The sequence below is a fragment of the Rhizobium sp. BIGb0125 genome (assembly GCF_024810055.1).
In the GTDB taxonomy this organism is placed as follows: Bacteria; Pseudomonadota; Alphaproteobacteria; order Rhizobiales; family Rhizobiaceae; genus Agrobacterium.
In genome coordinates this window covers 22905-46407 of record NZ_JANUDV010000009.1, presented here as the reverse complement: position 1 = coordinate 46407, position 23503 = coordinate 22905, and the positions used below count along the sequence as shown (strand labels likewise).

At 54.0% G+C, this 23503-nt stretch carries 23 protein-coding genes; 8 read left to right on the top strand and 15 right to left on the bottom strand.

Annotated features, from left to right (window positions below; all coding sequences use genetic code 11):
* Positions 1–21: 21 nt before the first annotated feature.
* The 7 genes from M2418_RS22130 to M2418_RS22105 all read right to left on the bottom strand — a co-directional run bounded on the left by M2418_RS22130 (position 22) and on the right by M2418_RS22105 (position 6478).
* Positions 22–741, bottom strand: a complete 720-nt coding sequence (locus M2418_RS22130; RefSeq protein WP_259149138.1) for a phosphatase PAP2 family protein — start codon at positions 739–741, stop codon at positions 22–24.
* A gap of 382 nt (positions 742–1123) precedes the next feature.
* Positions 1124–1510 carry a hypothetical protein gene (locus tag M2418_RS22125; protein WP_259149137.1) on the bottom strand — a complete coding sequence of 129 codons (387 nt, stop codon included), beginning with the start codon at positions 1508–1510 and terminating at the stop codon, positions 1124–1126.
* A gap of 191 nt (positions 1511–1701) precedes the next feature.
* The gene (locus M2418_RS22120; RefSeq protein WP_259149135.1) at positions 1702–2511 is read right to left on the bottom strand and encodes an alpha/beta fold hydrolase; all 810 of its coding nucleotides are present in this window, start codon (positions 2509–2511) and stop codon (positions 1702–1704) included.
* Between the two features lie 292 nt (positions 2512–2803).
* Entirely contained in the window at positions 2804–3349 is a 546-nt protein-coding gene (locus M2418_RS22115; protein ID WP_259149133.1) for a cytochrome c, read from the bottom strand.
* A 113-nt stretch (positions 3350–3462) separates the two neighbouring features.
* Positions 3463–4011: a DUF1127 domain-containing protein gene (locus M2418_RS25845; RefSeq protein ID WP_405049464.1), complete on the bottom strand. Its 549-nt coding sequence runs from the start codon at positions 4009–4011 to the stop codon at positions 3463–3465.
* A 250-nt stretch (positions 4012–4261) separates the two neighbouring features.
* Positions 4262–5470, bottom strand: coding sequence for a cytochrome P450 (locus M2418_RS22110; protein ID WP_259149131.1), 1209 nt, complete (start codon positions 5468–5470; stop codon positions 4262–4264).
* Positions 5471–5701: 231 nt separating this feature from the next.
* The gene (locus M2418_RS22105) at positions 5702–6478 is read right to left on the bottom strand and encodes an alpha/beta fold hydrolase (RefSeq protein WP_259149130.1); all 777 of its coding nucleotides are present in this window, start codon (positions 6476–6478) and stop codon (positions 5702–5704) included.
* 411 nt (positions 6479–6889) lie between these two features.
* Between M2418_RS22105 and M2418_RS22100 the strand changes: the two genes are divergently transcribed.
* On the top strand, positions 6890–7390 hold the full coding sequence (locus M2418_RS22100) for a cupin domain-containing protein (protein ID WP_259149129.1): 501 nt from the start codon (positions 6890–6892) through the stop codon (positions 7388–7390).
* Positions 7391–7949: 559 nt separating this feature from the next.
* Positions 7950–9125 (top strand): cytochrome P450, encoded by a 1176-nt coding sequence (locus tag M2418_RS22095; RefSeq protein WP_259149127.1) that lies wholly within the window; start codon positions 7950–7952, stop codon positions 9123–9125.
* A 759-nt stretch (positions 9126–9884) separates the two neighbouring features.
* On the opposite strand, the gene def is transcribed toward M2418_RS22095, so the two are convergent.
* Entirely contained in the window at positions 9885–10349 is a 465-nt protein-coding gene (gene def, locus M2418_RS25840) for a peptide deformylase (protein WP_250984870.1), read from the bottom strand.
* A 438-nt stretch (positions 10350–10787) separates the two neighbouring features.
* On the opposite strand from def, the gene M2418_RS25835 reads away from it, so the two are divergent.
* Positions 10788–10973 (top strand): DUF1127 domain-containing protein, encoded by a 186-nt coding sequence (locus tag M2418_RS25835; protein ID WP_405049463.1) that lies wholly within the window; start codon positions 10788–10790, stop codon positions 10971–10973.
* Between the two features lie 158 nt (positions 10974–11131).
* On the opposite strand, the gene M2418_RS22085 is transcribed toward M2418_RS25835, so the two are convergent.
* A complete protein-coding gene (locus M2418_RS22085; RefSeq protein ID WP_250984871.1) occupies positions 11132–12274 on the bottom strand; it encodes an esterase-like activity of phytase family protein in 1143 nt (380 codons plus the stop codon).
* A gap of 527 nt (positions 12275–12801) precedes the next feature.
* On the opposite strand from M2418_RS22085, the gene M2418_RS22080 reads away from it, so the two are divergent.
* A complete protein-coding gene (locus M2418_RS22080) occupies positions 12802–13839 on the top strand; it encodes a glutamine synthetase beta-grasp domain-containing protein (RefSeq protein WP_259149124.1) in 1038 nt (345 codons plus the stop codon).
* Between the two features lie 274 nt (positions 13840–14113).
* Here M2418_RS22080 and M2418_RS22075 read toward each other — a convergent pair whose 3' ends face one another.
* The 6 genes from M2418_RS22075 to M2418_RS22055 form a co-directional block, all read right to left on the bottom strand.
* Positions 14114–15172, bottom strand: coding sequence for a ketopantoate reductase family protein (locus tag M2418_RS22075; RefSeq protein ID WP_250984656.1), 1059 nt, complete (start codon positions 15170–15172; stop codon positions 14114–14116).
* A 305-nt stretch (positions 15173–15477) separates the two neighbouring features.
* A complete protein-coding gene (locus M2418_RS25830) occupies positions 15478–15909 on the bottom strand; it encodes a BA14K family protein (RefSeq protein ID WP_405049466.1) in 432 nt (143 codons plus the stop codon).
* Positions 15910–16562: 653 nt separating this feature from the next.
* On the bottom strand, positions 16563–17822 hold the full coding sequence (locus M2418_RS22070) for an ABC transporter substrate-binding protein (protein ID WP_250984657.1): 1260 nt from the start codon (positions 17820–17822) through the stop codon (positions 16563–16565).
* Between the two features lie 2 nt (positions 17823–17824).
* Entirely contained in the window at positions 17825–18871 is a 1047-nt protein-coding gene (locus M2418_RS22065; protein ID WP_250984658.1) for an aldo/keto reductase, read from the bottom strand.
* A gap of 10 nt (positions 18872–18881) precedes the next feature.
* Positions 18882–19232, bottom strand: a complete 351-nt coding sequence (locus M2418_RS22060) for a TIGR04076 family protein (RefSeq protein WP_250984659.1) — start codon at positions 19230–19232, stop codon at positions 18882–18884.
* Positions 19225–19962: a GntR family transcriptional regulator gene (locus M2418_RS22055; protein ID WP_250984660.1), complete on the bottom strand. Its 738-nt coding sequence runs from the start codon at positions 19960–19962 to the stop codon at positions 19225–19227. Before M2418_RS22055 ends, M2418_RS22060 begins: the two co-directional genes overlap by 8 nt.
* A 113-nt stretch (positions 19963–20075) precedes the next feature.
* Here M2418_RS22055 and M2418_RS22050 point away from each other — a divergent pair, with 113 nt between their 5' ends.
* The 4 genes from M2418_RS22050 to M2418_RS22035 are packed head-to-tail and all read left to right on the top strand — an operon-like array spanning position 20076 to position 23501.
* A complete protein-coding gene (locus M2418_RS22050; RefSeq protein ID WP_250984661.1) occupies positions 20076–20885 on the top strand; it encodes an ABC transporter ATP-binding protein in 810 nt (269 codons plus the stop codon).
* A complete protein-coding gene (locus M2418_RS22045) occupies positions 20882–21625 on the top strand; it encodes an ABC transporter ATP-binding protein (RefSeq protein WP_259149119.1) in 744 nt (247 codons plus the stop codon). Before M2418_RS22050 ends, M2418_RS22045 begins: the two co-directional genes overlap by 4 nt.
* Positions 21622–22533 (top strand): branched-chain amino acid ABC transporter permease, encoded by a 912-nt coding sequence (locus tag M2418_RS22040; protein WP_250984663.1) that lies wholly within the window; start codon positions 21622–21624, stop codon positions 22531–22533. The genes M2418_RS22045 and M2418_RS22040 overlap by 4 nt, the downstream gene beginning before the upstream one ends.
* Entirely contained in the window at positions 22530–23501 is a 972-nt protein-coding gene (locus M2418_RS22035) for a branched-chain amino acid ABC transporter permease (RefSeq protein ID WP_250984664.1), read from the top strand. Before M2418_RS22040 ends, M2418_RS22035 begins: the two co-directional genes overlap by 4 nt.
* Positions 23502–23503: the final 2 nt, after the last annotated feature.

Genomic DNA, 23503 nt, shown 5'->3' with positions numbered 1-23503 from the left:
CAATTTCTTCATTTTTTTAAATCATCTGAAGATGTCTGATTGGGGTTTATGGGTGAGTGACGGGTGCTTGAAAAAGAGCGGCGAAATGATCGCCGCGCACAGCCAACCTAAGATACAGCCGCCGAGTACGTCGGTGGGCCAATGTTGTTCAGTAACAACACGTGACAGGGCAATAAGGACCATCATCCCGAAAGCAGCTCCCCGCCACCCGGGCAACCTCGAGACGATGCAGTAACAAACGGCGCCAGAAAGGGCAGCTTGGGCCGATGGAAACGATTCAAAGGCCCGCGAAACAGAAAATGGGCTGAAGAAAAACATATCGGGCACTGCCAACGTCGTTGGACGAGCCCTGCCAATGGATACTTTCGCAATGATGGCGACTAACAGTGCAAACACGCCGCTGACCAGAACAAAACCAAGAAGTTTTGCAAATGCTGAAGCCAAAGTACGTCTCACGACGAATGCGAAAAGCGTTGTGAGAACGAGTATCGTCGCAATTGCGGACAATAGGTTTGTCGGTTCGGTAAATTCGGTCAGATCCTGAAAAAAAACCTTTACGATTGCTGGCGTTTCTCGAGCAGCCATCACGACGGCCTCGTCAAAAAAAGCCGCAGCTCCAAATGCGATGCCCACGAAGCACGCCCTAGTTATTGTGGCTTTACGCGAGGACGGAATTTGTGGACTGACTTTATTGGTATCTGTTGACAGGCCGGACAGCCATTTTACGGATTTCAACACCATGGGTTCTCAAGCCTTAATTATACGATGGGCTAGACATGCATGTCGCATCACGTGTGATTCACGACCGCAAGGCCGCAATGCGTTTCAGACTTTTGAACTTCAGCATTATGTCGGTGAGGTGAAAAATCATTACACTTGAAATATGAGACTGCGACGCGCCGGGCAAACATTCGCGCGTCAAAGGGGCACCGCTAGCTGTCTATGATTGAGAGTATGCGCTGTTGTAACGTTGCCCAGCCCACGACGTCCGACAAGCGCCCGTGTTCACGTCACCGGTCAGGCTAACAGCTAGGTTCGCCTGATAATCGGCTTTTCACTCATTCGGCTGTGCCGTTGAGGTTGTCCGATCCCCGCCCGGCGCAACAGACAGGCACGTCACCGCTCAAGGGTACCAGTCTGGATAGAGTGGCGCAGACTGCAGGAGAACGGAAAAGATGGTAATGTGAATTATGCTGAGAGCGAGCAAGAGGATTAGGGGAAAAATGCCATTGAACCAAACGTCTTCTGCACTGTTTTCAACTGCCGTCTCACTGCCTGAAGCCGTTGTTGCAGTTTCATCAACATGCTGAGACATCACAATTGGCTCGGTTGGTTTGAACGACGGTTCACCCAGTATGGCGATGATGCTCTCAGCGGTTTGTGTATAGTGCGGATCGTTAACTTCCGTCCGAAACCGCGGCCTGCGCAGTTCATCTTCAGATCGAACGCTTACCAGATGGAGATGGCTGCTGTGAGGTTTTGAGCTGGCTTCTTCGCGGTAATCTTGCATGCGGATTTCTCCTTTGAAATAAAGGTTTGGTATTCAGGTAGTGCTGTGGGGGTGAAGTCAGGAATTGTCCTGGGGCGCACAATCAAGCTTAAGCCGAGCCCCCGTTACGCAGGCGCTTGGCGTCACGCCGCTGGGATCGCGAACCCTATCAATGGGGATATGTTGCTGATCTTGCAGCCGGCTAAGACAGTTCAAATGTCTTCGAGAAATCTTTCCAGATAGCCATTAAACTCTTCGCTGTTCTGGAGAAAGGGGGCATGCCCGGCCCGCGGAATACGAAAGCACGTACCCTTCCATAGTTTTGAATAAGGCACGCTATCAACGTAATCCAGGTTAATGATCGGATCGTCAGCGCCATTGACAATGGCTGTGGGAATGCTTGTCGAACTCACAATGGCGCGCTGATTGCTTTTTTCCGTAATTCGCGCAGCGGAGAACAGGATTGTCCGGAAACTCAAATCTGTTCTCATCGCCGCCTGCTCCAGTTGGTACGTTGCTTCATCGCCTAAAACTCTGTTCACGAACTGCATCGCCTCCAGTTCGGTGAACTTTCCCCGAGATGCCAGACCCTTCAGCAGACCGCCGCTGAAACCTTCCGATATATCGGGCCCCACTGGTGGCGTACCTGTGAGAAACAGCCCGCGGAGTGGGTACGAACGCGCTGCTACTTCGATTGCAACGTGTCCGCCCAAAGACCAGCCAACAAGGACGGGTCTTTTAAGATCCAGCTTTTCAAGAAGTTCAATGCACGCGTCTGCGAGGCCGGGTAACGGATATGTTCTCTCCTTGACCTCAGCGTCATCAGACTGACCGTGCCCGGGCAAATCTATGCAGATCAAACGATGGCCTCGGCCAAGGTGGGAATTTAACTGTCGGTGAAAAACCCTGCGGCAAGAAGAGTTGCCGTGGATAAGCACGACGTCCAAACCCTTGCCAAGTGTCATCTCGGCGACAAGATTGCCATGCGAGGTATCTACGTTCTGAATTACGGTATCAAACATGTCAGCCTGCTCTCATGCGTTGAATTGTTATGCGGGTAATCCGTCTGAACTTCTTTTTCATTGGAGGAAGTTCTACGATGAAGGCTTGGCTTCGCTGTTTCGGATTCCGAAAAACGGGTTACAACTGAAAGCCATGGATCTCTTGAAATACGATAAGGCTCAGTGTGCTTACCGCCATCCTGAAGGATGACATCCACGCGAGTTGACCCGAGTCGCGGACACGCGTGTTTGGCAGACTTGAGTTGGACTAAACTAAGCCGCCCAGTCACACATGTTGGTCTCACTGCGCTGATCACTGCTGTTGCTTTACTTTATCAGGAGGCACCAACCGCAGCGTGTGAACGGGAACTGCCTCCGCGCGGCCAAATGGCCCGGGCACCTTGTTTTTCACCGGCGTGAGAGATTTCAGATATTCCACAAGCGCGAGAATATCGGGTTCTTGCAGTTGAGCTAAATCAGCCCATGGCATGACCGGAGACAGAAGTCGGCCATCGGGACGCTCCCCTGTTGTAAGGGCCAGTCTAATGTCCTGTGGGGTCCAGGTACCGATCCCCGTCTCATCATCAGGTGTTATGTTAGGGCCGATCACGGTGCCGAGATTGGGGTCCCAGAAACCAACGTCGGACCCAGACAGTGTTTTGCTTTGATCACGTTCACCTAGAAAATGCCCGGGCGTATGACAGTGCTCGCAATTACCAAGCTGAGAGAGATAGTAACCACGGCTCACCAACTGCTGGTTTAGTTTGTCTGCCGCTCCAGCAATCCCCGCAAAACATGTCGTTAGCACGCACACGCTGGCGCAAGAGCTGAAAAAGGTGAAGAAGCTGGGTAATTTCATCGGTTTGATATCTCTTGTAATATGGATCAAAGTGCTGGTTGAAAAACACAGCCAGTGAGGCGTTGTGGCTGGCGGGGCGCTAGCCGCTTGGGATGGATAAATCGGACAACCGTCTATTCACGACCTTGTCGCCGCGAAATGGAGGAATTTTCGCCGCCCCGTTCATCTGCATCTCGTGCAGAGACAGACACGGGATAAACCAGACAGGCTGCCGGGCCAAAAAGGGAAAAGAAACGGAAACAGAGCGACGGACGAGACACGTGAGCGGGGTCTAAATGCTGGTCGCTATGACTTCCAGCACGCTCGTTAGTACGAACCGACCCAACCAAGCCCGTCTCGTGGCCAACACCGGAGAAATCGTCTTCTGAAAAAGAGCGTCTCGCTCTATTTTGCCGTTCAACCAGCCAAGGGTGGTCAACACGCCTCACTTTCCCGACATCCTCTAAAGGCAGGCCGAGACAGCTAATTTCTTGACGGCTCATGCCCAAGTCGCGAAGAATATGGTCATCGAGTAACCGCAACTGCTCGATTTGACGGCGAATTTTGCGCTGAAAATTCCACCAAGACAGTGGTGCTGTAAGAGTCTGCGTCAGTCGTTTTGCACGGTGAGACCAAATAGATCTGCGTCCGTACAGTGCTTCGTGGCGAGAGTTCGTATTCATCAATAGGGCGCTCCAAGCGGTTTTGATCGCTTGACATTGCCCGTCTGTATTTGTTGCAAGATTGCTATATCAGACAACTCGATTACAGACGTAATCGCATGTGCCGCCGAACAATTTGCGCTTGATTTGACGCGAGGCGCCGTCTTCTGAACGTATATTCTGGACGTCCTTGAAAACAGGACAGGCGCACTTGCAGAAAGTGCGCCTGTCTTCACAGTGTTGATCCTACTCAACTTTATAGCGATGCGCTTTAAGCGGGGCTGACAATCAATTCGTCAACGTTTCTGATGCCTGCATGTCCACTGACGCGCAACGACGCATCCCCCAAGCACAACTCCTGCATGCAATCGAGTAAGGCACCCAATGCCTCTTCCAGTTCTATTTGCGCTAAGGCTTGCCCAAGGCAACGATGCTCGCCGTCACCATAAACAGGATGCCATCGCGGTCGATTGCGCTCGAGTGAAAACACATCCGGCTCAGGAAAGACGCAGGGATCACGCAGAGCTGACATGGTGGACAAGATAAGCATGCTTCCACGCGGTATTACGTGGCCGGCAATTTCTATATCCTCCACTGCGAGGCGTGGGATCGATCCCACAGCGGGCTCCAGTCGCAAGCACTCTGCGACAGCAGGTACAATAAGGCGGCGATCCTCCTTCAATCGCAGCCAGATGTCGGATTGTCCTAGCAACAATCCGGTTTGAATCACGATTGCCGCACGTGTGGTATCTGTTCCACCCAAGATCACGCTAGCGAGTTGCATGACTGCCTCAGAAGGTGAAAGCTCGCCCTCTCTATCCACGTTAGCAACGTATTCGGAAATGAAATCGTCGTTCGGCGACTTGCGGCGTTCCGCGATCAACTCTTCGCAATACGATATGAAAATGGCAGTTGCCGCTTCCATTTCCGGTACGTCCTGGTCAGTCCAAGACGTGGTCAGCACCCTGGACACCTGATAAACCAATGCGGTGAAATGCTGGACATCCGACGCGGGAATCCCAAGTATCGCAGCAATTGTGATAGCCGGTATTTGAGCCGCAAATTCATCGCGCAATTTCAATCCATCTTCGCGCAAATGTTTGGATAGCAGATTTCCTGCCAAAACTCGTACTTTGGGCCGTAGGGCCTCCATCATTCGGAAAGAGAAACACTTGGTCATTGGCTGACGTCGTCGGCGATGTACGTCACCGTTCGAAAACAACATGCTTTTCGACAGAAACTCCAGAATCGGTCCGCCGGTTATTCCACGAGCGCTCAAATATTCAGTTTCAATCTGTTTGGTGCGTGGGTCCTTGACGAAACGTTGAACATCTTCCCCGCGTAAAAGTAGATATGCTCCATCCTCCCGCTTCAGGAACGGCATGTTTGCACGATATTCTGCAAAGATTTGGTGGGGTCGGGAGTTAAGTTCGGCGTAGGTAAGGACTGGCGGAGTTGGCATCATCGAATAATATGTCAAATGTAGATCCTTGGGTGAGAGGGGCCACCCTTCTGATCCGGCATTACTTTTTGATCATTACAAGGACGACTGAATCTCATTGCATTTGACATGAGTTCATTATGCTGAACTTGGCTCGAGCTCTCAGCTTACCGGTGGCAGATCATGGATCGTGGAGCGCGTCTGTCTGGAGAATGTTGCATTGGTGTTTTCAAGCGAGTGCATTTTTGCACTCGCTTGATGTTTCTGTTGTCAGTTTGCTTTGCTTTGAATTGTCTTGGCAGCCTCATCGATCGTGTCTGCGACAACCTTTGGCTGTGTCATGAACAGCGCATGGCTGGCTGAGACCTTGGTAATCTTCGCCTTGATCCGCTCAGCCATGTGAATGAGCATCGCCTGATCAAAGGCCTTGTCTTCCGTGGCAATGACAGCCCAGCTGGGCTTGGTGCGCCAGGCAGCATTTTTGAGCTTTGTGCCGAACACCTCCAGATTGATAGGAACCTGGGAGTCTCGCATGAAGGCAGCATCTTCATCACTGACATCATGGGCAAACCCGGCTTTAAATTTCTCGGGGCTGACAAAACCGAAGCCGTCATCGGCCTTGTCGATCACAAATTCGGAGGCTGGGGCAAAACCCTCATATTGCTGGCCAGTCGTTTCACCAGCATCTGGCGACAGGGCCGACACATACACCAGGCCAGCGACATTGGCGTGAATGCCTGCCTCCGTGATGACGGTACCGCCCCAGGAGTGACCGACAAGAATGGTTGGGCCGTCCTGACGGTCGAGTGCGCGGTTTGTCGCGGCAACATCGTCGTCAAGAGAAGTCAGGGGGTTCTGGACAATCGTTACCTTGTAGCCACGCTGGGTGAGCTGATCGTAAACGCCGCGCCATCCCGAACCGTCTGCGAATGCACCGTGGACGAGGACGACATTCTTGACGGGCTGGGCTGCTGATACTGAAGTTGCATGTCCTGCGGCGGCGATAGCGATAGCGGCGGCAGCTGTGAGGAATTTGTTGTCGGTCATCTGCATCACTCCGTTGTTATGCGATAACTATTATCGCGATAACTATATAAACCAGACATCGCCATCTCAGTCAACTCCTTTTTTCGAGAACTGTGTGAATTGGTTCGCGTTGCCGCTCCAGCCAAAGGTTCTCAGGAAACGATTTCAAACAAAAGCGGCACTCACGCATTATTTTTCGAATGGTCGCCTGACCTGTAGCGGCAGCAATCGACACTACATTCAAGGACACCCGACACGGTGTCGCTGAGGCCGGAACAGTACATTCGCGGCCACAGTCAACGGTCACATGCCTTGGCAACCGATTTCAATGGAAACGTTATGGGCAAGTTTTGTAACCGGAACGCAATGCCGACATTTCAACACCGGAATGAGCGTGACGCAGTGTCATGCAATACTCGAAAGGAAATTCGAATGGATGCGTCGGTAAAAATGGTAAACAAGTGCCCTGGCGACGACAGTGAATGGTGGGAGGTCACCCCCGGTGAACGGTTCACGATCCGTACCTCTGTCGCGGTTACCGGAGGCCTGTACACGATGATCGAAGTCACTGCGGAGTCACGTAACGGTGTACCCGTTCACACTCATGCCAACGAGGAGGAGCACTTCATTGTTCTTGAAGGCAGTATTCACCTTACAAATGGTAACCAGAGTGTGACATTGTCAGCGGGAGACTCTGCAACAGTCAAGCGCGGCGCACGTCACGCATGGTGCAATCTGTCAGACAATCCTGCCAGAATGTTGATCATTTTTTCCCCGGGACATATGGAACAGGCATTCAGGCTCATCGGCTCCCTAGAGGGTGGCGATCTATCAGCGATCGCTGAGTCAGCCGAAAATGGCGGCTCGACGATTGTTGGCCCACCACCTTTCGATAACATTTATTCTGTTATGTCACCTCGTCCAAGCCCCTGAGCCCCGCAATCCGTGGGTTGGCCGAGACAGATCCAATTGCAAGATCGGCTTAGAAGTTGCGTATTTTGGCTGTCGCTAGAATATTTACGAACACTAATCAGGGAACCGCGACTGGCACGCGGATGCCCCCCGACGCACGGTGGAGGTCGCGGAAAACGCGAAGCCCAAGTTGCCGACAAGACGACCCTTCCAGATAAAACAGGGGGGTTACACTTGAAGCTACTAAACGTTTGCTTCAAGCGTCTCGCAAACGTAATTGAGCATCAGGTGATCTGTATAGACATCCAGTGATCCTGTTCCCCTAGAGGTTATACCTCGAACTTAAGCCTGGGCAACCAGGCTTTTTTTTTCGCGTGGATAAAGCATGCAGCCTCATGGGCGCCTCTTGAGACCGTCAGTCTTTGCTCGGTCTTCGCCAAGCTTACCTGGCAACTGGCCGACCCGGGTTACATTTGAAACACAAAAAACAAATTAGCAATATCGGCAAATTTGATAAATATGATACTACAAGTATTATTCGTGACACCTCAGGATGAATTACATCACACATGGAGATATTATGCTGACCGTAGCGGAACTGGACGCAGACCCTCACAAAGCATTTGCCCGGCGGAGGCCTAATCATCGTATCGTTGAATATGAAGGTGGCGGCTTCTTTGTGCTGCACCACGCCGATGTTATTCGGTTGAGCAATGATCCGCGCCTCGTTTCAACAGAGACGGCCATTCCCGACTCCAGAGGCGTGTCTGAAGGAAGTCTGCATCAGTTTTTCAGTCACGGAATGTTGACGGTGAATGGTGCACACCATGAAAGACGTCGCTCGCTCATATCGCGCTCATTGTCGATGTTTGTGGCAACGCAATTTCGAGCGCATGTCCGCGACGCCACTGAAAGTTTGATCGACGCAGTATATGAGGACGGACAGGTCGAGTTCGTCAGCCATTTCGCCGACCAAATTCCTATCCTCGCCTTGGCCGGCCTACTGGGAGTGTCCGACCAGGAACGTAGTGCTTTCATGGTCAACATTTGCGAACTCAGTCGTTTCTTCAGCCCTTCATCCAGCGAAGCAGACATCAAAAGATCGTCAGAAGCAATGGATTTCCTACGCGACTTCCTGATGCAAAAAATCGCAGAGCCAAATGGCGCCGACGATCAGGCATTCATTGCCGCGTTCAAAAGCGCCTGTTTTGCCGAAGGCGTGCCGCCGCTTGAAGCTGCCATCCAGATCATTCAACTGATCATAGGAGGAACGGAGTCTGTTCGAGCGTCCATTGTCGCTCAAACCTCCCTTCTCCTTTTAAATCGAAGCCAGTGGAATTCGGTGTGTGATGATCCAGACCTCATCCCTGCAGCCGTTGATGAAGCAATGCGTTACCAGCCGGGGATCGCGGGACTGGTGCGGCTGACTACGGAGAAAATTGAATTGCAGGGAGAAACACTTCCTGCGCAGGCCCTGGTAATACTCTCAACATTATCTGCACTGAGGGACGAGACAGTTTACCATCGCCCAGACATATTCGACATCAGACGTGCGGATTCCACTCGAGAGCATTTGGCCTTCGGTGCGGGCCCGCATCGATGCGTAGCAGATCATTTAGCACGCATCGAACTCGAAGAATGCCTGCATGTCCTTTCGCAGCGGCTGCCGAACCTTCGGCTTGACGACATTCCTGTCTTCAATGGGCATGTTTTCATCCGGGTCCCAAGCTGCTTCTGTGTGAGCTGGCCAGTCTGAATGGACAAGGCTCCCTCTTATGAGCGCCGCTATTCCATTCCATGAACTCCCAAGTCCGGCGAGAGCCTCGTCGGACACATATATCGCCGTTCTCCAGCAACACGTCCCGTCGTGCCTAGTCACAAAGTTCTTGCGATCGAGGCATAAGGACCGCGGCCATGGCTGGTTGCACAGTTCCTGTCACTCTGGTCCGCGATCAACTGAGCGACAACACATCTGCTTAAAGAACAGGGTGAAAAAGCGGGCGTTACAAGCGTAATCCGTTCAGTTGAATTCTGAAACGGTGCTGTTTTTTTTGAGGAGCAAAATGTTCCTCCCGACAATCTCGATATTACAAATCATTACCGGAGTCACAATGAAGTTAACTGCTCTGACGGTCGTACTGACTACCATTACCGCTGCACCTACCTCGGCTTTCGAGCCTTTTCCCTTCAGCCTCACCTACCCGACACAGTCACGGGCAAAGGCATCAAAACCCTCGGCGAACCAGCCGAAACCGTCATTTAAAACTATGTTCAAATACGACCGTGTGCATAGGGAAAAACCACCGGTCGCAAAAAACGCTCGTCAAAATGCCAGACAGGACGACCGTTGAAGGCAACAGTATCGAGCCTCCATATATCGATATCGAACAAGAGCTGCACACTTTTTTGCATGTGGATTTCACGCCGGATGAGCAGCCGTTGATTTGACCCGGCGACATGTCATTTAGACAGTTGCGGTGACAACGAGACATTCGGCGACCGGTCACGCCGTTGTTCATTCTCTGTGATCCAGAATTAGTATTCCGTTGAGGTGATCAATCTCATGTTGAATTCCTCTCCCCAAATCGCCCTCTGCAATGATTTCGCGCTGCTCTCCGGTGAGGAGAGAATATCGGACCCTCACTTTACTTGGTCGCGTAACATTTATTATTACCCCAGGGATGGACAGGCAGGCTTCGCGCGCGGTGACCATATCACCAGCGGTCTCAATGATCTGCGGGTTCACGAAGGGCTGAGATTGCCGCGGGCCACTGCCAGTTGGATCGACGATAATTACCCGCTTGAGAATACCGATCTGGATAGCAGACAATCCCGATCCTCCCGCAGCACACATTGTGTCACACATATTTCTGACGAGCCGGCCTATGCTGTCGTCGTCTCCTGACACAGGCAGAGAGACCTGGCGTAGGACACTGTCCAGTGACGATACTATTTTCTTTACAGCCAGCTTTTGCTCCATCGCATTAGGATTAATTGCCAAGAAGCAGTTTTTCTCTCCCCATTGCGGAAACGGGATTTTGAAAAACCTGGATATGACTACAGCTGAAACAGGGTGGCGCCACGCTGCCCGCAGTCATCCAGTGCGCATGAGATAGGATTATCCTGCTCCGTGGCCGCAGCGCAGGTGGCGTTACATCGGCTACAGCGCCACCAAAACACATTTTCAAATGCCAGGCTGTCACGGCAGTGTTTTCTTGATCATACAGGCGGCATGGCCCACGTCCGCAGACCCGGAGTGCGACCTGCACTGTGCGATTTCCATGCTGGAGCCCTTCCTACAAATGCAATCAAATATACAGCTCGTGAAACGAGTGAGCAGCACGTCTCGCCTAAATATTGATCGTCTGGCGCAAATCATTTGTGCATTCAGATTATTTTTAATGCGCGGGAGAGCGTGATGAGAACTCAAAATTCCAAATTATTCTGGCCACTCGGGCAAATGATTGCTGGCGTCGAGCGCAGGTGGAGGTTGCGAAATGCGGCAAACCATCTTGCAGAACTGGATGACCATATGCTTCGCGACATTGGAGTAGGCCGTTGCGATATTGAATATATCGTGCGTCGTGGGCGTGATGGACACTAGGCCTATCTACACCGAACACCATTTGCCGGCACTGTGAGCTATCGCATGTCATGATATTGGAATTCACCTGGGATTATCCCGGATATTGCGATCCGGGATAATCTATTCATGCATCGGCCGTTATGATCAATTCAGCTACGAAGCTTGCGCAAATTCGCCTACCCGCCCATCTTAGGCAGATCGATTTTGAAGACAAAAAACTGGCTTTTCTGGCGCTTGGAGAAATTGTTGTCAGCCGCCAGGATCAGAACATCACTCCCATCCATCGCCTTACCAACAGCGATGCCCTCAATATTATCGGGTGTCAAACCGATTGCGCGCAGGTCAAGCACCTGGGATTTGCGAACGGGTACAACTCGCTCGGCGGCATGAGCAAGTGAAGTGATGTTTGACACATCAGTCGCCCCTTCAACATCGATCATGAACACCTTGATATTATTTCCAAAACCTTGAGAGAAATTGCGTTCGACGACCAGAAGATAACGATCATTGAGCGCTATCATGTCTGAGGCACCGTTGTCGTTTGCTCCGTCTGCACTGTCCGGCGCCTGAGGGATAGGCGATACCGGATAGATGTATTGGGCCTTGGGTGTGCCGGTTGAGCCATCGTATCTGATAATTCGCGCAAGGCTGCCCTTTGTCAGGCTTGCCACGTCACCATCCTGAAAAAGTGCAGCCTCAGTTCCAACAAATACATCTCCTGACGGGGCAACTGCCAAATTTTCGAACGAAAGATTTTCCCGCACTCCATGGGCTTTGTCGGCGGTCGGAAAAAACTGCGCAGGAAGCGAAAACTGCCGGATAAATTCCCCACTTCTTGAGGCAACCTGAACGGATGGAGGGCTCATTGGATTGGCACCTCCTTCGCTGGACCAGTAAATTCCATCCGGGCTGATCCGAATTGCCTCGGGATCCACCTCCGCTTTGGAAAAAGCGTCCCCTTCAGCGTTCAAAAACGCAACATGTTTGTTTACACGGACACCTTTCAAACCATCATGGCTGACGTCGATGTCAAGCTCATAGAAACGGGCCGGACCTTTTTCGGAACGATCATCACTTATGGCAATGTAACGGCCACTGGCCGCATCAAACTCAATGCCCGATATTCCCCCAAACTCAATTCCATATTCCATGCTGCCAGTGGGAATGACGAAGTCGCCGAGATATGTAAATGAGATCGATGCTTGGCACTCACCAAACGGGCAAGGCGTGGAAATAACCGGGAAGTTTTCACCTGCGTGTAATGTTGAAGCGCCCAGCAGCAAGGCAACAAATGTAAAATGGACTAAGCGTTTATGCATGAGAGGTTCCGATCTGTTCAGTTGATGATCCGCGCCACTAAAAGTTGCCTCCATGATCGAAAGCGGAACAAGCGCGTCCCGTGCTGAACAACACACTGGCTGACGAAACCGGCGTTCAATTCGCTGTAAAGGAACGGTTTGCACAGCTTGCTGTGGGCGCGCATACATGGTTGGTGGAACGACACGCCTACAGCGCGTGCCTTCTATGCCGCATACGTTGGCGACGTCGAAGCATCTCCAATCTTCAGACATGGTCGATTTCACAAAAGCCCGAGACGGGCTTCAAATGAAACGCGGCCTTGCATTCTGCGTTGTGCCCCACCTGGATTTAATGCCCGCGCGATGCGCCTGCATACCAAATGATTTTATCTGCATGTCGCGGAGCAGCGCGAACGATGCTCGTCATGGAGCCTCAGGGTCGAGCGTTCTTGCCAAGAAAATTACGTCTGAAACCTTGATTGCTCGGCAAGAAATCTGCCTGAAGCAAATAATCATCACAAAGCACTCCTCAACAAAGGAGGTTCGCAATGACTAAGTTTAAACTCGAGTACATCTGGCTCGATGGTTACAAGCCGGTAGCAAACCTGCGTGGCAAAACGCAGGTCAAGGAATTCGACGAATTCCCGACACTCGAGCAGCTTCCGCTTTGGGGCTTTGACGGCTCCTCCACCCAGCAGGCCGAAGGCCACAGCTCGGATTGCGTTCTGAAGCCAGTTGCCATTTATCCTGATCCAGCCCGTACCAACGGCGCGCTCGTCATGTGCGAAGTCATGATGCCAGATGGCGTTACGCCACACGCATCCAACAGCCGCGCGACCATCCTCGACGACGAAGATGCATGGTTCGGCTTCGAGCAGGAATATTTCTTCTACCAAGACGGCCGCCCGCTCGGCTTCCCTGAGCAGGGCTACCCAGCTCCGCAGGGCCCATACTACACTGGCGTTGGCTACAAGAATGTCGGCTCCCTCGCCCGCGAAATCGTTGAAGAGCACCTCGACCTCTGCCTCGAAGCAGGCATCAACCACGAAGGCATCAACGCCGAAGTGGCCAAGGGTCAGTGGGAATTCCAGGTCTTCGGCAAGGGCTCCAAGAAGGCCGCTGACCAGATCTGGATCGCTCGTTACCTGCTTTTGCGCCTTTGCGAAAAGTATGGCATCGACGTTGAATTCCATTGCAAGCCGCTCGGCGACACCGACTGGAATGGTTCGGGCATGCATTGCAACTTCTCTACCAAGTTCATGCGCGAAGTTGGCGGCAAGGAATATTTCGAAGCCCTCATGGCTGCGTTCTCCAAGAACTGGCAGGAGCATATCGACGTATATGGCCCAGACAACCACCTGCGTCTGACCGGCAAGCACGAAACAGCGCCATGGAACAAGTTCTCCTACGGTATTGCTGATCGTGGCGCGTCGATCCGCGTTCCACACTCCTTCGTCAACAACGGTTACCGTGGTTACCTGGAAGACCGCCGCCCGAACTCGCAGGGTTGCCCTTACCAGATCGCGTCTGTCGTTTTGAAGACGATCGCAGAAGTACCGGGCTGGACGAAATTCGCAGTGGCTTGAAAACATTGGCGAGGCACGGTCACAACCGGCCCCGCCATTTCTTCTTCCAAACTGGATAAAATGAAGGGATTATTTTTGCGTCTCATTTTGAGAGCGTCTTGTTTTCCCTGACGGGTTTAAACGAAATGGAGCATAGTCTTTTAGCGAATAAATCCGCCCAAAACATACCTATCGTTCCGCTCAATTTGAAGGCGCTCCCAACCTGCCCGATCGCCTGCTGCTGACAAACAGCCACACACCGACAATAAAAGGAGCGTGGCGGCTGCAGAGGATCTTATGGATTGTGCGAGAGTTCCAGTTGCCCAGACCCACCATTCAGTGCTGCGACAGGTTGTGCAGCGGTGACTCTACCGTGCTGAACGTTGCGGAAACGCGCAACGTTGGAAATCGTCTGAACAACGGGCATCGAAATTCGCTCCAGGGCCGCCAACTCAAGAACGGCGTCGCAAATGCTTGATAATTCGAGACGTTGACCCCGTTCGTAGTCCTGCAACATCGACGTTTTTACATCGCCCATGCTTTTCCCCATCTCAAGTATGGCCTCCGGTTCGACCTCGAGTTTAGCTTCGTACGCGCTGACAACAGGGAGGACTTCATAGAGCATTTTGCGGCTGATGTCTGAAAGATAGGGATCTCCAAAATTTTCTCTTAATGTGGCACCAGTTATCGCGGTAAGTGGGTTGGAAATCAGATTTCTCGTCACTTTGGTCCAGACAGAATCTCGTATTCGCGGCGCGATATTCGTTGTAATTCCAGATTGCCGCAGGATCTCGGCGATAGCTTCCAGCCGCCAACTTCTCCGGTTGTTCAGCTCACCTATCGTCATCTGCAGTGGATTGAATGTGACCGCCGAGCCCCGATCAATACGCTGAGCCGTCATGACCGTGGTGGTGCCAATAACTTGATGAGACGGAATTATCTTCTTCAGGACGTTTTGCGGATCGACAGAAAATATGGTCTTTCCTTCGCGCGCGCCATCTATCCCATCGAAATACCACCAGGGTATCCCATTGATCACGGGTACCACCGTCGTATCAGGCCCAATCAGATGAGCAATTGACTGCGCAAGGGCAGGTAGATCATGCGACTTCGAGCAAAGGAAAAGAAGGTCGGTTCTGTGAAAATCTGCCGCGACCCCTATATCTACCTCAAGTTCGTGACGCCCTTCAGTGTCGTCAAGGCGCAAACCATTCTCGCGAATGAAATCAACGCTTTCTTGTTTGGCGATCAGTCCAACGTTATGTCCACCAATGATCAATCTGGCCGCAAGCGTAATGCCAATAGCGCCAGCCCCAGCCACGCAGATGCGTGTTTTGTATCCGATAGATTTCATGAGCCAGTCCTTCGTTGTCGTCGAGACTGGATGATCGGCTGCTCACATGCATTGTTTGTTTCGATATACAGGCAATACGCTACAGTCGAAATAGCGCGCCCTCTTGGATGGTGCTGTAGAGCATGGGTGGCAGCGGAACGTTTTTCACAGCTGACCGCAGAAATGGCGGCACTAAAACACCCGGTCGATGTCACCTCGGAAAGCAGGCATTGCCACTTGTACAGGAGGCTGATGCCCACCCTACGATCAGCATTTCGCTCTTAGCGACTGGTCCCTGCGTAAAACCTTGTTGAATAGGAAGGCTGTCAGAACTGTGCAACGGAAGAGTTGCCTAAAGCGTTGCTAGCGGACTGCGACCCGGGCCCAAGACACTGTTTACGAGTTCCTGTAAAAGGCTGGTATGTGTTGTCCTCAACCCGATAGGAACTATATCGCTCCATACACCACTGGGCATTTGCGTCCAGATCTATTGTATTTTGAACACCTGCTAGGTGCTCAGGTGCCTGCATTTCGGCCGGAGGTACGCAGGTGCGGCGAGGTCCTCCCCCGTATGGCTGGTAGGTATTGCTGCCAGAATCGTAAGAGCGATAGCGCGAACTGCACCATCCTCCGGGATCTACATTCTGCGCTTTGACCGGCGGCGCACTCGATAACTCGCCTTCGTTTGCCAATTGTACAGGTATGGAAAAGCGATTGACAGCTTTTGCGTTGCCAGCAGGTTTTGCGTCGGCGATCATAGCAAAAGAAGAAAGGCGAGCTGGGAGTCGCTCATATGATTGGTCGGTGAGATCAACGCGCCTTACCTGCGATGTCCAAAGCGGTTCATCGTCAAGATTTGTAAAAGCATGCGGTTTCGAAAACTGCATTATATGAGATGACACCTTCATAGCGCCAGCAGTCATTGGAAGAAGGCAGGAGACAAGAAGCAAGCTTGTGAGAAGTTCACGCATGGTATCGACGGCCCGATTATCTTGCAGGCGCAAATGCCTTTGCGGAAAAATTGTTCCCGATTACAAACGCAGTTTGTCACGGCGTTCACTTTTCTTCGGCACAAACCGGAACGCCTACAACTTAGCCAGGGGTCACTCGTCCCTTCAGTGCAGATTCGCTGTGGATACCCCCGCCAAAGCAATCCATGCGCGCAGCCGCGAATGCCAGACGTCCGACTGGGGTGGCATATTTACTTGTAAAGCACACCGTCTTCTTATGCGATTGCGCTGACCCAAGCGCGAGTACCGTTGATCAAACCGCAGTTCTGTTGCGTGTCGCGCGGACTTTGGCTTCAAGTTGGCAAACTCTCGAGAGACGTCGTGCAGACGAGGTGCTGGTGCCAGTCGAGAGGTGGTTTGAGTGCGGGCTTGAAACAATTATGCCAAGCCCGCCCAAGTGATCAATTCGACGCTTTGATCTTTGTGACCTCTTCTGCGCTCAACTCTCCGACTGTCGTCACTTCGCCATTGGTGATTTTCCAAAGGCGGAACGGGCCTGTGATATCGCCATACTGGTCGAAGCTGACGGGACCGATAACGCCCTCATACTTTATCGGCTTGCCGTCTTTTATAAGCTGCAGCGCCTTGGCAAATTCCTCCTTGCCGGCATGAATCGGTGTCCCTCCATCGGCCACAACCTCCGCCACCGCAGCCTTGATGGCAGCGGCATCCGACTTTCCTGCCTTGGCAATAGCCAGCGCCACGATCGCCCCAGCATCATAGGAACGATCAGCTGCAGGAGCAGATGGGGATATACCGCCAGAGAAGGCTTCGTAATTGCTGTTGAAATACTCCGTCGATGCCGTAGGGCTTGTGCCAGAAGACGTGCCGTAGGCATTTTCGAGATATTGCGCGCCCACGCTTTCAACGAAGTCCTTGGAATTCATGCCGTCGTTTAAGAGAAAGGTCTGCTTGCCGCCACCGGAAATCCAGGCGCGTGCAATCGTTGCCCCATCAACCGGCGTGCTGACAAGATAAAGCGCATCCGGCTCGCCCGCCATCGCAGCACTGGCTTCAGAAGCATAGCTCGACTGCTTTTCGTTGTAAGGCGTCGTAGAGGTGATGGTGCCGCCGAGTTTCGTGTAGGCAGTGGTGAACTCTTTCACCATGTTGACGCCGAAATCGTTGTTGACGTTGATAATGGCGATCTTCTTCAGACCTTGATCCATCGCATACTTGGCAGCCGCAGTGCCCTGCAGCGCGTCAGAGGTGATTGTGCGGAAAAACACACCATTGGTCTTGCCTTGTCGGCCAAGCTCGGTGAGCGTCGGTGAGGACGAGGCAGGCGAAACCTGCACGACCTTGGCCGGAGCTGTGACCGAGGTCAAAATCGGGATCGACACCGACGAGATGATACCCCCGATGATCACCGGCACCTTCTTGATGTTGACAAGCTGCGTTGCCTGATCAACGGCGACGTTGCCCTGGCTCTGGCTGTCTCGCGTATCGGCCACCACCTTGCAGCCATCGATGCCACCGGCATCGTTGAAGTCACGGAAAGCCATCTCGACAGATTTCGCCCCTGCCTGACCGTATTCGCCAGCAGGCCCCGTCAACTCCATGACGAGGCCAACGGTGATATCGCAATCGGCTGCGAACGCTGGTGCCGTGGACGTCGCCAGTGCTGCAACAATGGCTGAAAGCAGAAATTTCGTTCCCATTTTTATTCCCCTTTATTGAGATTGTATTTCATGATGCTGCCGTGACGGCCCTCCCGGTCCCGCTCCAACGTATAGACGTCACCCTCGAGCTCTTTGCCTTGTCGCAGGATCAACTCGATCTCTGCCAGGTCTGTGTCGGTGAGTTTGACATTTGCGATGGCGAGATTGGATGGCAGGTGGTCGCGGTTGCGCGCACCAACAATCACAGCGGCCACGCCGGGCTTGGTCAGCATGGCTGCACTGGCTATGGTCGCGATATCCACATCATGCCGATCAGCGATCTTGCGGAGTGTCGACAGCAGCGCCTGAAACAGCTCCCAGCCGCCGAAATCGTCGATAATCAGCTTGTATTTGGTGAGCGAACGGTTTTCGAGCGGATGTTCGGGCTCTGGCTGGCCGAGCCAACGATCACCTAGAAAGCCGCCGGCCACCGTGCCGTAGCAGAACAGCGAAAAGTCCTTATCGGCAGCGAGCTCCACCATTCGCTTTTCCGGGCGAAGATCGAGCAACGAATATTGCAGCTGAAGTGAAGTGAACGACACGCCAGATGCAACGATCGCCTCGATATGATCGGTATCGAAATTGGTAGCACTGACCTTGCCGATCTTGCCGGCCTGCTGCAGTTCCTTCAGCCAGCCAGCTGTCTCCTGCCAGCCTGGAATATCGTACGCCCACCAGTGGAACTGGACGAGATCAAGGCAATCGAGATTGAGGCGCTTGCGCGAAGTATCTATGACGCCCTCGACATATGCCTTTGTGATGACTGGCAAGACTGCCAAATCAGGAACGAACTTGGTATGCACCCGGATGCGCGACAAAGCTTCGGTGCCGCGCTGGTTACCATAGGCCAGACGGAAGCGGCCAATCAGCTCTTCAACGCCAGTATAGATGTCGGCGCAATCAAATGTGGTGATGCCTGCATCGGCAAAGGCGATCATGTCATCGATCGCACTTTCGGTATCAACCGCGCCATGACCGCCCGCCAGCTGCCAGCCGCCACGGATGACGCGCGATATTTCGTAACCGGGGGCGATGGTGATGCGTTGCATGTCTACTGGCCTATTCTGCTATCAAGGGAACCGCTGTCGTCGCGGCGTGGCTGAAACGGCGGAGACCCGTACGGGTGATCCTTAACCGGGTGGAACAATTCGGATCGGGACAAGCGATTTCGGTATCCGTCGTCATCCAGTCGTTGCGATGGGTCGCACGCTGCTTTGCGGCCAGCAGGGGCAAAACGGATGCCAGCGAGTAAATGGAGATGCCCTGACCGGGCGGCAGGTGCAGCATCTCGCCATGCAGTTCGAAGTGATCACCGGGCTTTGCTCCACAATAGACGGCCCCGCCTTCGGGAAAGACCACATCGATGCGCAGGTCGAAAAGGTCGAAACCATCATCCAAAGGATCAGCCATGGTTGTGCCCTTTCCCTACCTCGTCTTCCAGTCGCCCTCGGATCAGATCGAAAGATCGGCTGATGTCGTTGGTGAGCGATTGCGTCGCCCCTTCAACATCGCGTCGTTCCATGGCATCGATCATGGACCAGTGGTGGTTGGTCGCCGCCAGTCCGCCCTGTTCATCATGGATATGCGCCGCCTTGCGGATGATCGCCCCCGACTGAAGCCAGAGGCTTTCAACGATCGGGATCAGTACCGGCGAGCGTGCGGCCTGATAGATGTGGAAGTGAAAGCGCTGGTTCAGCGCAGAGGTGACGTGGCCGATATCCTTGCCGTGCTGCTCGAAAGCCAGATCGCAGTCGACATTGATCTGCTTGAGGACGGCGAAGTCGTCGGCTGTCAAGTATGGCAATGCGAGAGCGACCATTTGTCCCTCAATCAGAATGCGTGCCCGGGCTAGGTCATCGAGGCGACTGCGAGTGATAAGCGGTACGCGCACCGACCGGTTTGGCAAAGATTCAAGCGCCTGCTCGGACACGAGCCGACCCAGCGCCTCGCGCACTGGCATGGTGCTGGTCTGCAACCGCTCAGCAAGATCGACAATGCGCAAGATGTCGCCAGCATCGAACATGCCATTGATCAGCGAATTGCGCAGCTGCGTGTAGACGCGATCTTGCAGCGTCTCGCGACCAACCGGCGCAAGTGCATCACCGCGATCAAAGCTGCTGGCCTCAGAAACAATACTCATCTCGATTACCGTCCCATTTGCATCGCCTGAAACAACTTTTTGTGGGTTGATTTTCTTCATGAGGTAAAGTTTGATCAAACATCACCGATCAAATCAAGAGACTTCTTTCGTTCATGCACTCTTCCGCGTCATCAGCCCCCGTGACCAATGCTCCCGATCTGCGGGCCGTGATCGATGCACGCGACCTCGTGAAGCGTTTCGAAGGCCATACGGCCGTCGAGGGCATGTCGCTAAAACTCGCAGCTGGCGAAATGTTGGGACTGATCGGTCCAAATGGAGCCGGTAAGACAACGCTTTTCAATCTGATTGCTGGCAGTCTACGGCCGACATCGGGAGAAATCTGGATTGGTGGCCTCGACGTCTCCCAAGAGAGCCCTGAACAGCGCATCAGGCGCGGTGTCGGGCGCACCTTCCAGATCCCAAAGCCCTTCCTCGAAATGACTGTGCTGGAAAACGTTATGACCGGCGCGCAAGCCCAGGACGGCGAGCGGCTTTTCGCGAATTTCCTGCGGTTCGGTCATGTCCGAAACCAGGAGAAGCTAGCGATCGAAAAAGCACGGGGCCTGCTGGAGTTTGTTACGCTGTCAGGCCTCGAGGCCCAACCGGCAAAAGTGCTCTCAGGTGGCCAGCGCAAGCTTTTGGAACTGGCCCGCATCCTGATGGCCGACCCGCAGGCAATCCTGCTTGACGAACCTGCAGCGGGCGTCAACCCGGCCCTGCTCGAAACCATCATGGAGCGGGTCATCGATCTCAACAGGCAGGGCAAGTCCATACTGCTGATCGAGCACAACATGGACATGGTTTCGCGGCTATGCTCTCGCGTTGTTGCCATGTCGCTCGGCAAACCTCTGGCCGAAGGCACGCCTGCCGAAGTGGCTGCCAATGCCGACGTGATCAATGCCTATCTCGGGATTGCAGCATGACGGCGCCCGCGCTTCGCACCCAAGCGCTCGTCGCAGGGTATGAACCAGACCTGCCGATCGTGCGCGGTATCGACCTGTCAGTCGCGCCCGGGGAGCTGCTGGTGCTTCTCGGACCCAATGGAGCCGGCAAGTCGACATTCGTCAAGGCGATTGCCGGTGTCGTCCCTGTGCATTCCGGCAGCGTCTTCCTGGGGGAGAGCGACATCACGCGCGTTACTACCCACCGCAAGATCGGAAAGGGCCTCGCCTTCGTACCCCAAACGGAAAACATCTTCGCAACGCTTACCATTCACGAAAATCTCCAGCTTGCTGCCGCCGTCCTGCCAAAGCCCATCCGCGCTGAAAAAATCGCTGCTCTTTACCATCGCTTTCCCGATCTGATGACAAAACCATCGCGGCTGGCGGGGGCGCTTTCCGGCGGACAGCGCCAGATGCTTGCGGTAGCCAGAGCGCTGATCGTTGATCCTCCAGTCCTCATTCTCGACGAACCATCGGCCGGTCTGTCGCCGAAGATCGTCGCGGAAGTCTTTGCGATGCTGCAGGAAATCAATTCCGACGGCGTCACCGTCATTCTGGTTGAGCAGAACGTCAAGGCTGCCCTTTCGATTGCCAACCGCGCCGTCATTCTGGTCGAAGGTAAAATCCGCCATGAAGGAAATGCATCAAGCCTACTTGGCGATCCTCTGATCGCCAAGCTCTATCTCGGCACATCGCAGCAACATGAGGTGCCGCAGCCATGAACCCACAATTCCTGATGGATGGCCTGATTGCCGGCGCAATGATTGGCCTGGGCGCCATCGGCGTCACGCTGACCTACTCGATCCTGCGCTTTGCCAATTTTGCCCATGGCGAGCTTCTCTCCTGGGGGGCATATCTGGCGCTCGCAGTGAGCGGCGGCCTCGGCCTGCTCTTCTCCACTCTGACAAAGCCTGTCGGGCCCTTCTCCTTCGGCTGGTCTCTGCCGCTTTCAACCGTGCTCGCAATCATCCTCACAGGTGCTTTGGCACTCGCCGTGGACGCGGTATTGTTCGGCCGCCTGCGAGCGCGCGGCAGCGCCGTTATCATTCTGGTGATGGCAAGTTTTGGCGCCTCGCTTGCCCTGCGCAGCCTGCTTGAGTTCATATTCACCTCGAAACCCGCCTATTACACCAAGGCACTGCAAATCGCCGTTCCGCTCATTGGCAGACTGCGCGCAACGCCCGATCAACTTCTATCAATGGGCGTCTCTCTCGTTGCCGTCATCGCCATCCACCTGCTGATGACCCGAACTGATGTTGGCCGCTCGATGCGGGCTGTCAGCGAAAACCCCGCACTAGCGGGAATTGCCGGCGTCGATGTGCGCCGGGTAATTCGCTGGGTGTGGTTCGTTGGTGCAGCGCTCGCCTGCATCGCGGGCGTCATGACCGGGCTGCTGGTTCAGATACGGCCCTATCTGGGTCATGACCTGTTGCTACCATTGTTTGCCGCCGCGATCCTCGGCGGCATCGGTAGCGTACCCGGTGCCATGATCGCAGGATTGATCGTCGGGCTTTCAGAGGCTGCGGCCGTGCAAATGATCGGCGCGGAATGGCGCGCTGCGGTCTCCTTCGTGATCCTTGTTGCGGTCCTTCTTCTGCGTCCACGCGGACTGTTCGGGAGGGCGACATGAGCCTGGACCTGATTGCCTATGCCGCCTTCTTCCTCACGATGGCACTGACCTATGCCATCATGTGCCTCGGTCTCAACGTGCAGTGGGGCCAGACGGGTTTGTTCAACGTCGGCATAGCCGCTTTTGTGGCCATCGGCGCCTATGTCTCGGCCCTGCTGACCACACCTGATGCTGCCGGTCGTGTCGGCGGCTTCGACCTGCCAATCCCCATCGGCTGGATCGGAGGCGCGCTTTTCGCAGGCCTAGCCGCCTGGCTGGTCGGAGCGCTTACCATCCGGCTTCGGTCCGATTATCTGGCAATCGCCACTTTCGGTGTGGCCGTCACAGTGCAGCTTTGCGTGCTCAACCTGCAGCCGCTCACAGGCGGCGCTTTCGGTATCGGTTTCATTCCGCGTCCGTTTGGCGATCTGGCCGGCGATCCGCTTGCCTTTGGCCTTTCTAATCTCGCGCTGATGGCCGCCGTCGTATTGGCACTGTACCTCGCCCTCCAGCATCTGGCCAAAAGCCCGTGGGGGCGCGTGCTAAGGGCTATCCGAGAGGATGAAGCTGCCGCGCAGGCGCTGGGCAAGCGCCCGATGCGCTTCCGGCTGCAGGCCTTTACCATCGGCGGCGCCATCATGGGGCTGGCGGGTGCCGCACAAGGGCATTTCATCGGCTTCATCGCACCCGACAACTATCTACCGATCTTGACCTTCCAGGTCTGGGCAATGCTGATAGTCGGTGGCTCCGGCAACAATCGCGGCGCCATTCTTGGCGCGGTGATCGTTTGGGGCCTCTGGGCGCTGTCGGCCGCAACTGTTTCCGCTTTCGTCCCGCCGGAGCAGCAGGCGCGCGCTGCATCACTGCAGATTGTCATGATCGGGGTAGGTCTTTGCCTAATCCTGCTCCTGCGCCCTCGCGGCATTCTCGGCGCGTCGAACACAATTGCATCTCTCACGCGCAAGCGCGCGGCAAAATCTAAGGAATAGAC

Coding starts and splice junctions, on each gene's coding strand:
- M2418_RS22130 (WP_259149138.1), bottom strand. CDS start 741: ATGGTGTTGAAATCCGTAAAATGGCTGTCCGGCCTGTCAACAGATACC.
- M2418_RS22125 (WP_259149137.1), bottom strand. CDS start 1,510: ATGCAAGATTACCGCGAAGAAGCCAGCTCAAAACCTCACAGCAGCCAT.
- M2418_RS22120 (WP_259149135.1), bottom strand. CDS start 2,511: ATGTTTGATACCGTAATTCAGAACGTAGATACCTCGCATGGCAATCTT.
- M2418_RS22115 (WP_259149133.1), bottom strand. CDS start 3,349: ATGAAATTACCCAGCTTCTTCACCTTTTTCAGCTCTTGCGCCAGCGTG.
- M2418_RS25845 (WP_405049464.1), bottom strand. CDS start 4,011: ATGAATACGAACTCTCGCCACGAAGCACTGTACGGACGCAGATCTATT.
- M2418_RS22105 (WP_259149130.1), bottom strand. CDS start 6,478: ATGACCGACAACAAATTCCTCACAGCTGCCGCCGCTATCGCTATCGCC.
- M2418_RS22100 (WP_259149129.1), top strand. CDS start 6,890: ATGGATGCGTCGGTAAAAATGGTAAACAAGTGCCCTGGCGACGACAGT.
- M2418_RS22095 (WP_259149127.1), top strand. CDS start 7,950: ATGCTGACCGTAGCGGAACTGGACGCAGACCCTCACAAAGCATTTGCC.
- def (WP_250984870.1), bottom strand. CDS start 10,349: ATGGAGCAAAAGCTGGCTGTAAAGAAAATAGTATCGTCACTGGACAGT.
- M2418_RS25835 (WP_405049463.1), top strand. CDS start 10,788: ATGAGAACTCAAAATTCCAAATTATTCTGGCCACTCGGGCAAATGATT.
- M2418_RS22085 (WP_250984871.1), bottom strand. CDS start 12,274: ATGCATAAACGCTTAGTCCATTTTACATTTGTTGCCTTGCTGCTGGGC.
- M2418_RS22080 (WP_259149124.1), top strand. CDS start 12,802: ATGACTAAGTTTAAACTCGAGTACATCTGGCTCGATGGTTACAAGCCG.
- M2418_RS22075 (WP_250984656.1), bottom strand. CDS start 15,172: ATGAAATCTATCGGATACAAAACACGCATCTGCGTGGCTGGGGCTGGC.
- M2418_RS25830 (WP_405049466.1), bottom strand. CDS start 15,909: ATGATCGCCGACGCAAAACCTGCTGGCAACGCAAAAGCTGTCAATCGC.
- M2418_RS22070 (WP_250984657.1), bottom strand. CDS start 17,822: ATGGGAACGAAATTTCTGCTTTCAGCCATTGTTGCAGCACTGGCGACG.
- M2418_RS22065 (WP_250984658.1), bottom strand. CDS start 18,871: ATGCAACGCATCACCATCGCCCCCGGTTACGAAATATCGCGCGTCATC.
- M2418_RS22060 (WP_250984659.1), bottom strand. CDS start 19,232: ATGGCTGATCCTTTGGATGATGGTTTCGACCTTTTCGACCTGCGCATC.
- M2418_RS22055 (WP_250984660.1), bottom strand. CDS start 19,962: ATGAGTATTGTTTCTGAGGCCAGCAGCTTTGATCGCGGTGATGCACTT.
- M2418_RS22050 (WP_250984661.1), top strand. CDS start 20,076: ATGCACTCTTCCGCGTCATCAGCCCCCGTGACCAATGCTCCCGATCTG.
- M2418_RS22045 (WP_259149119.1), top strand. CDS start 20,882: ATGACGGCGCCCGCGCTTCGCACCCAAGCGCTCGTCGCAGGGTATGAA.
- M2418_RS22040 (WP_250984663.1), top strand. CDS start 21,622: ATGAACCCACAATTCCTGATGGATGGCCTGATTGCCGGCGCAATGATT.
- M2418_RS22035 (WP_250984664.1), top strand. CDS start 22,530: ATGAGCCTGGACCTGATTGCCTATGCCGCCTTCTTCCTCACGATGGCA.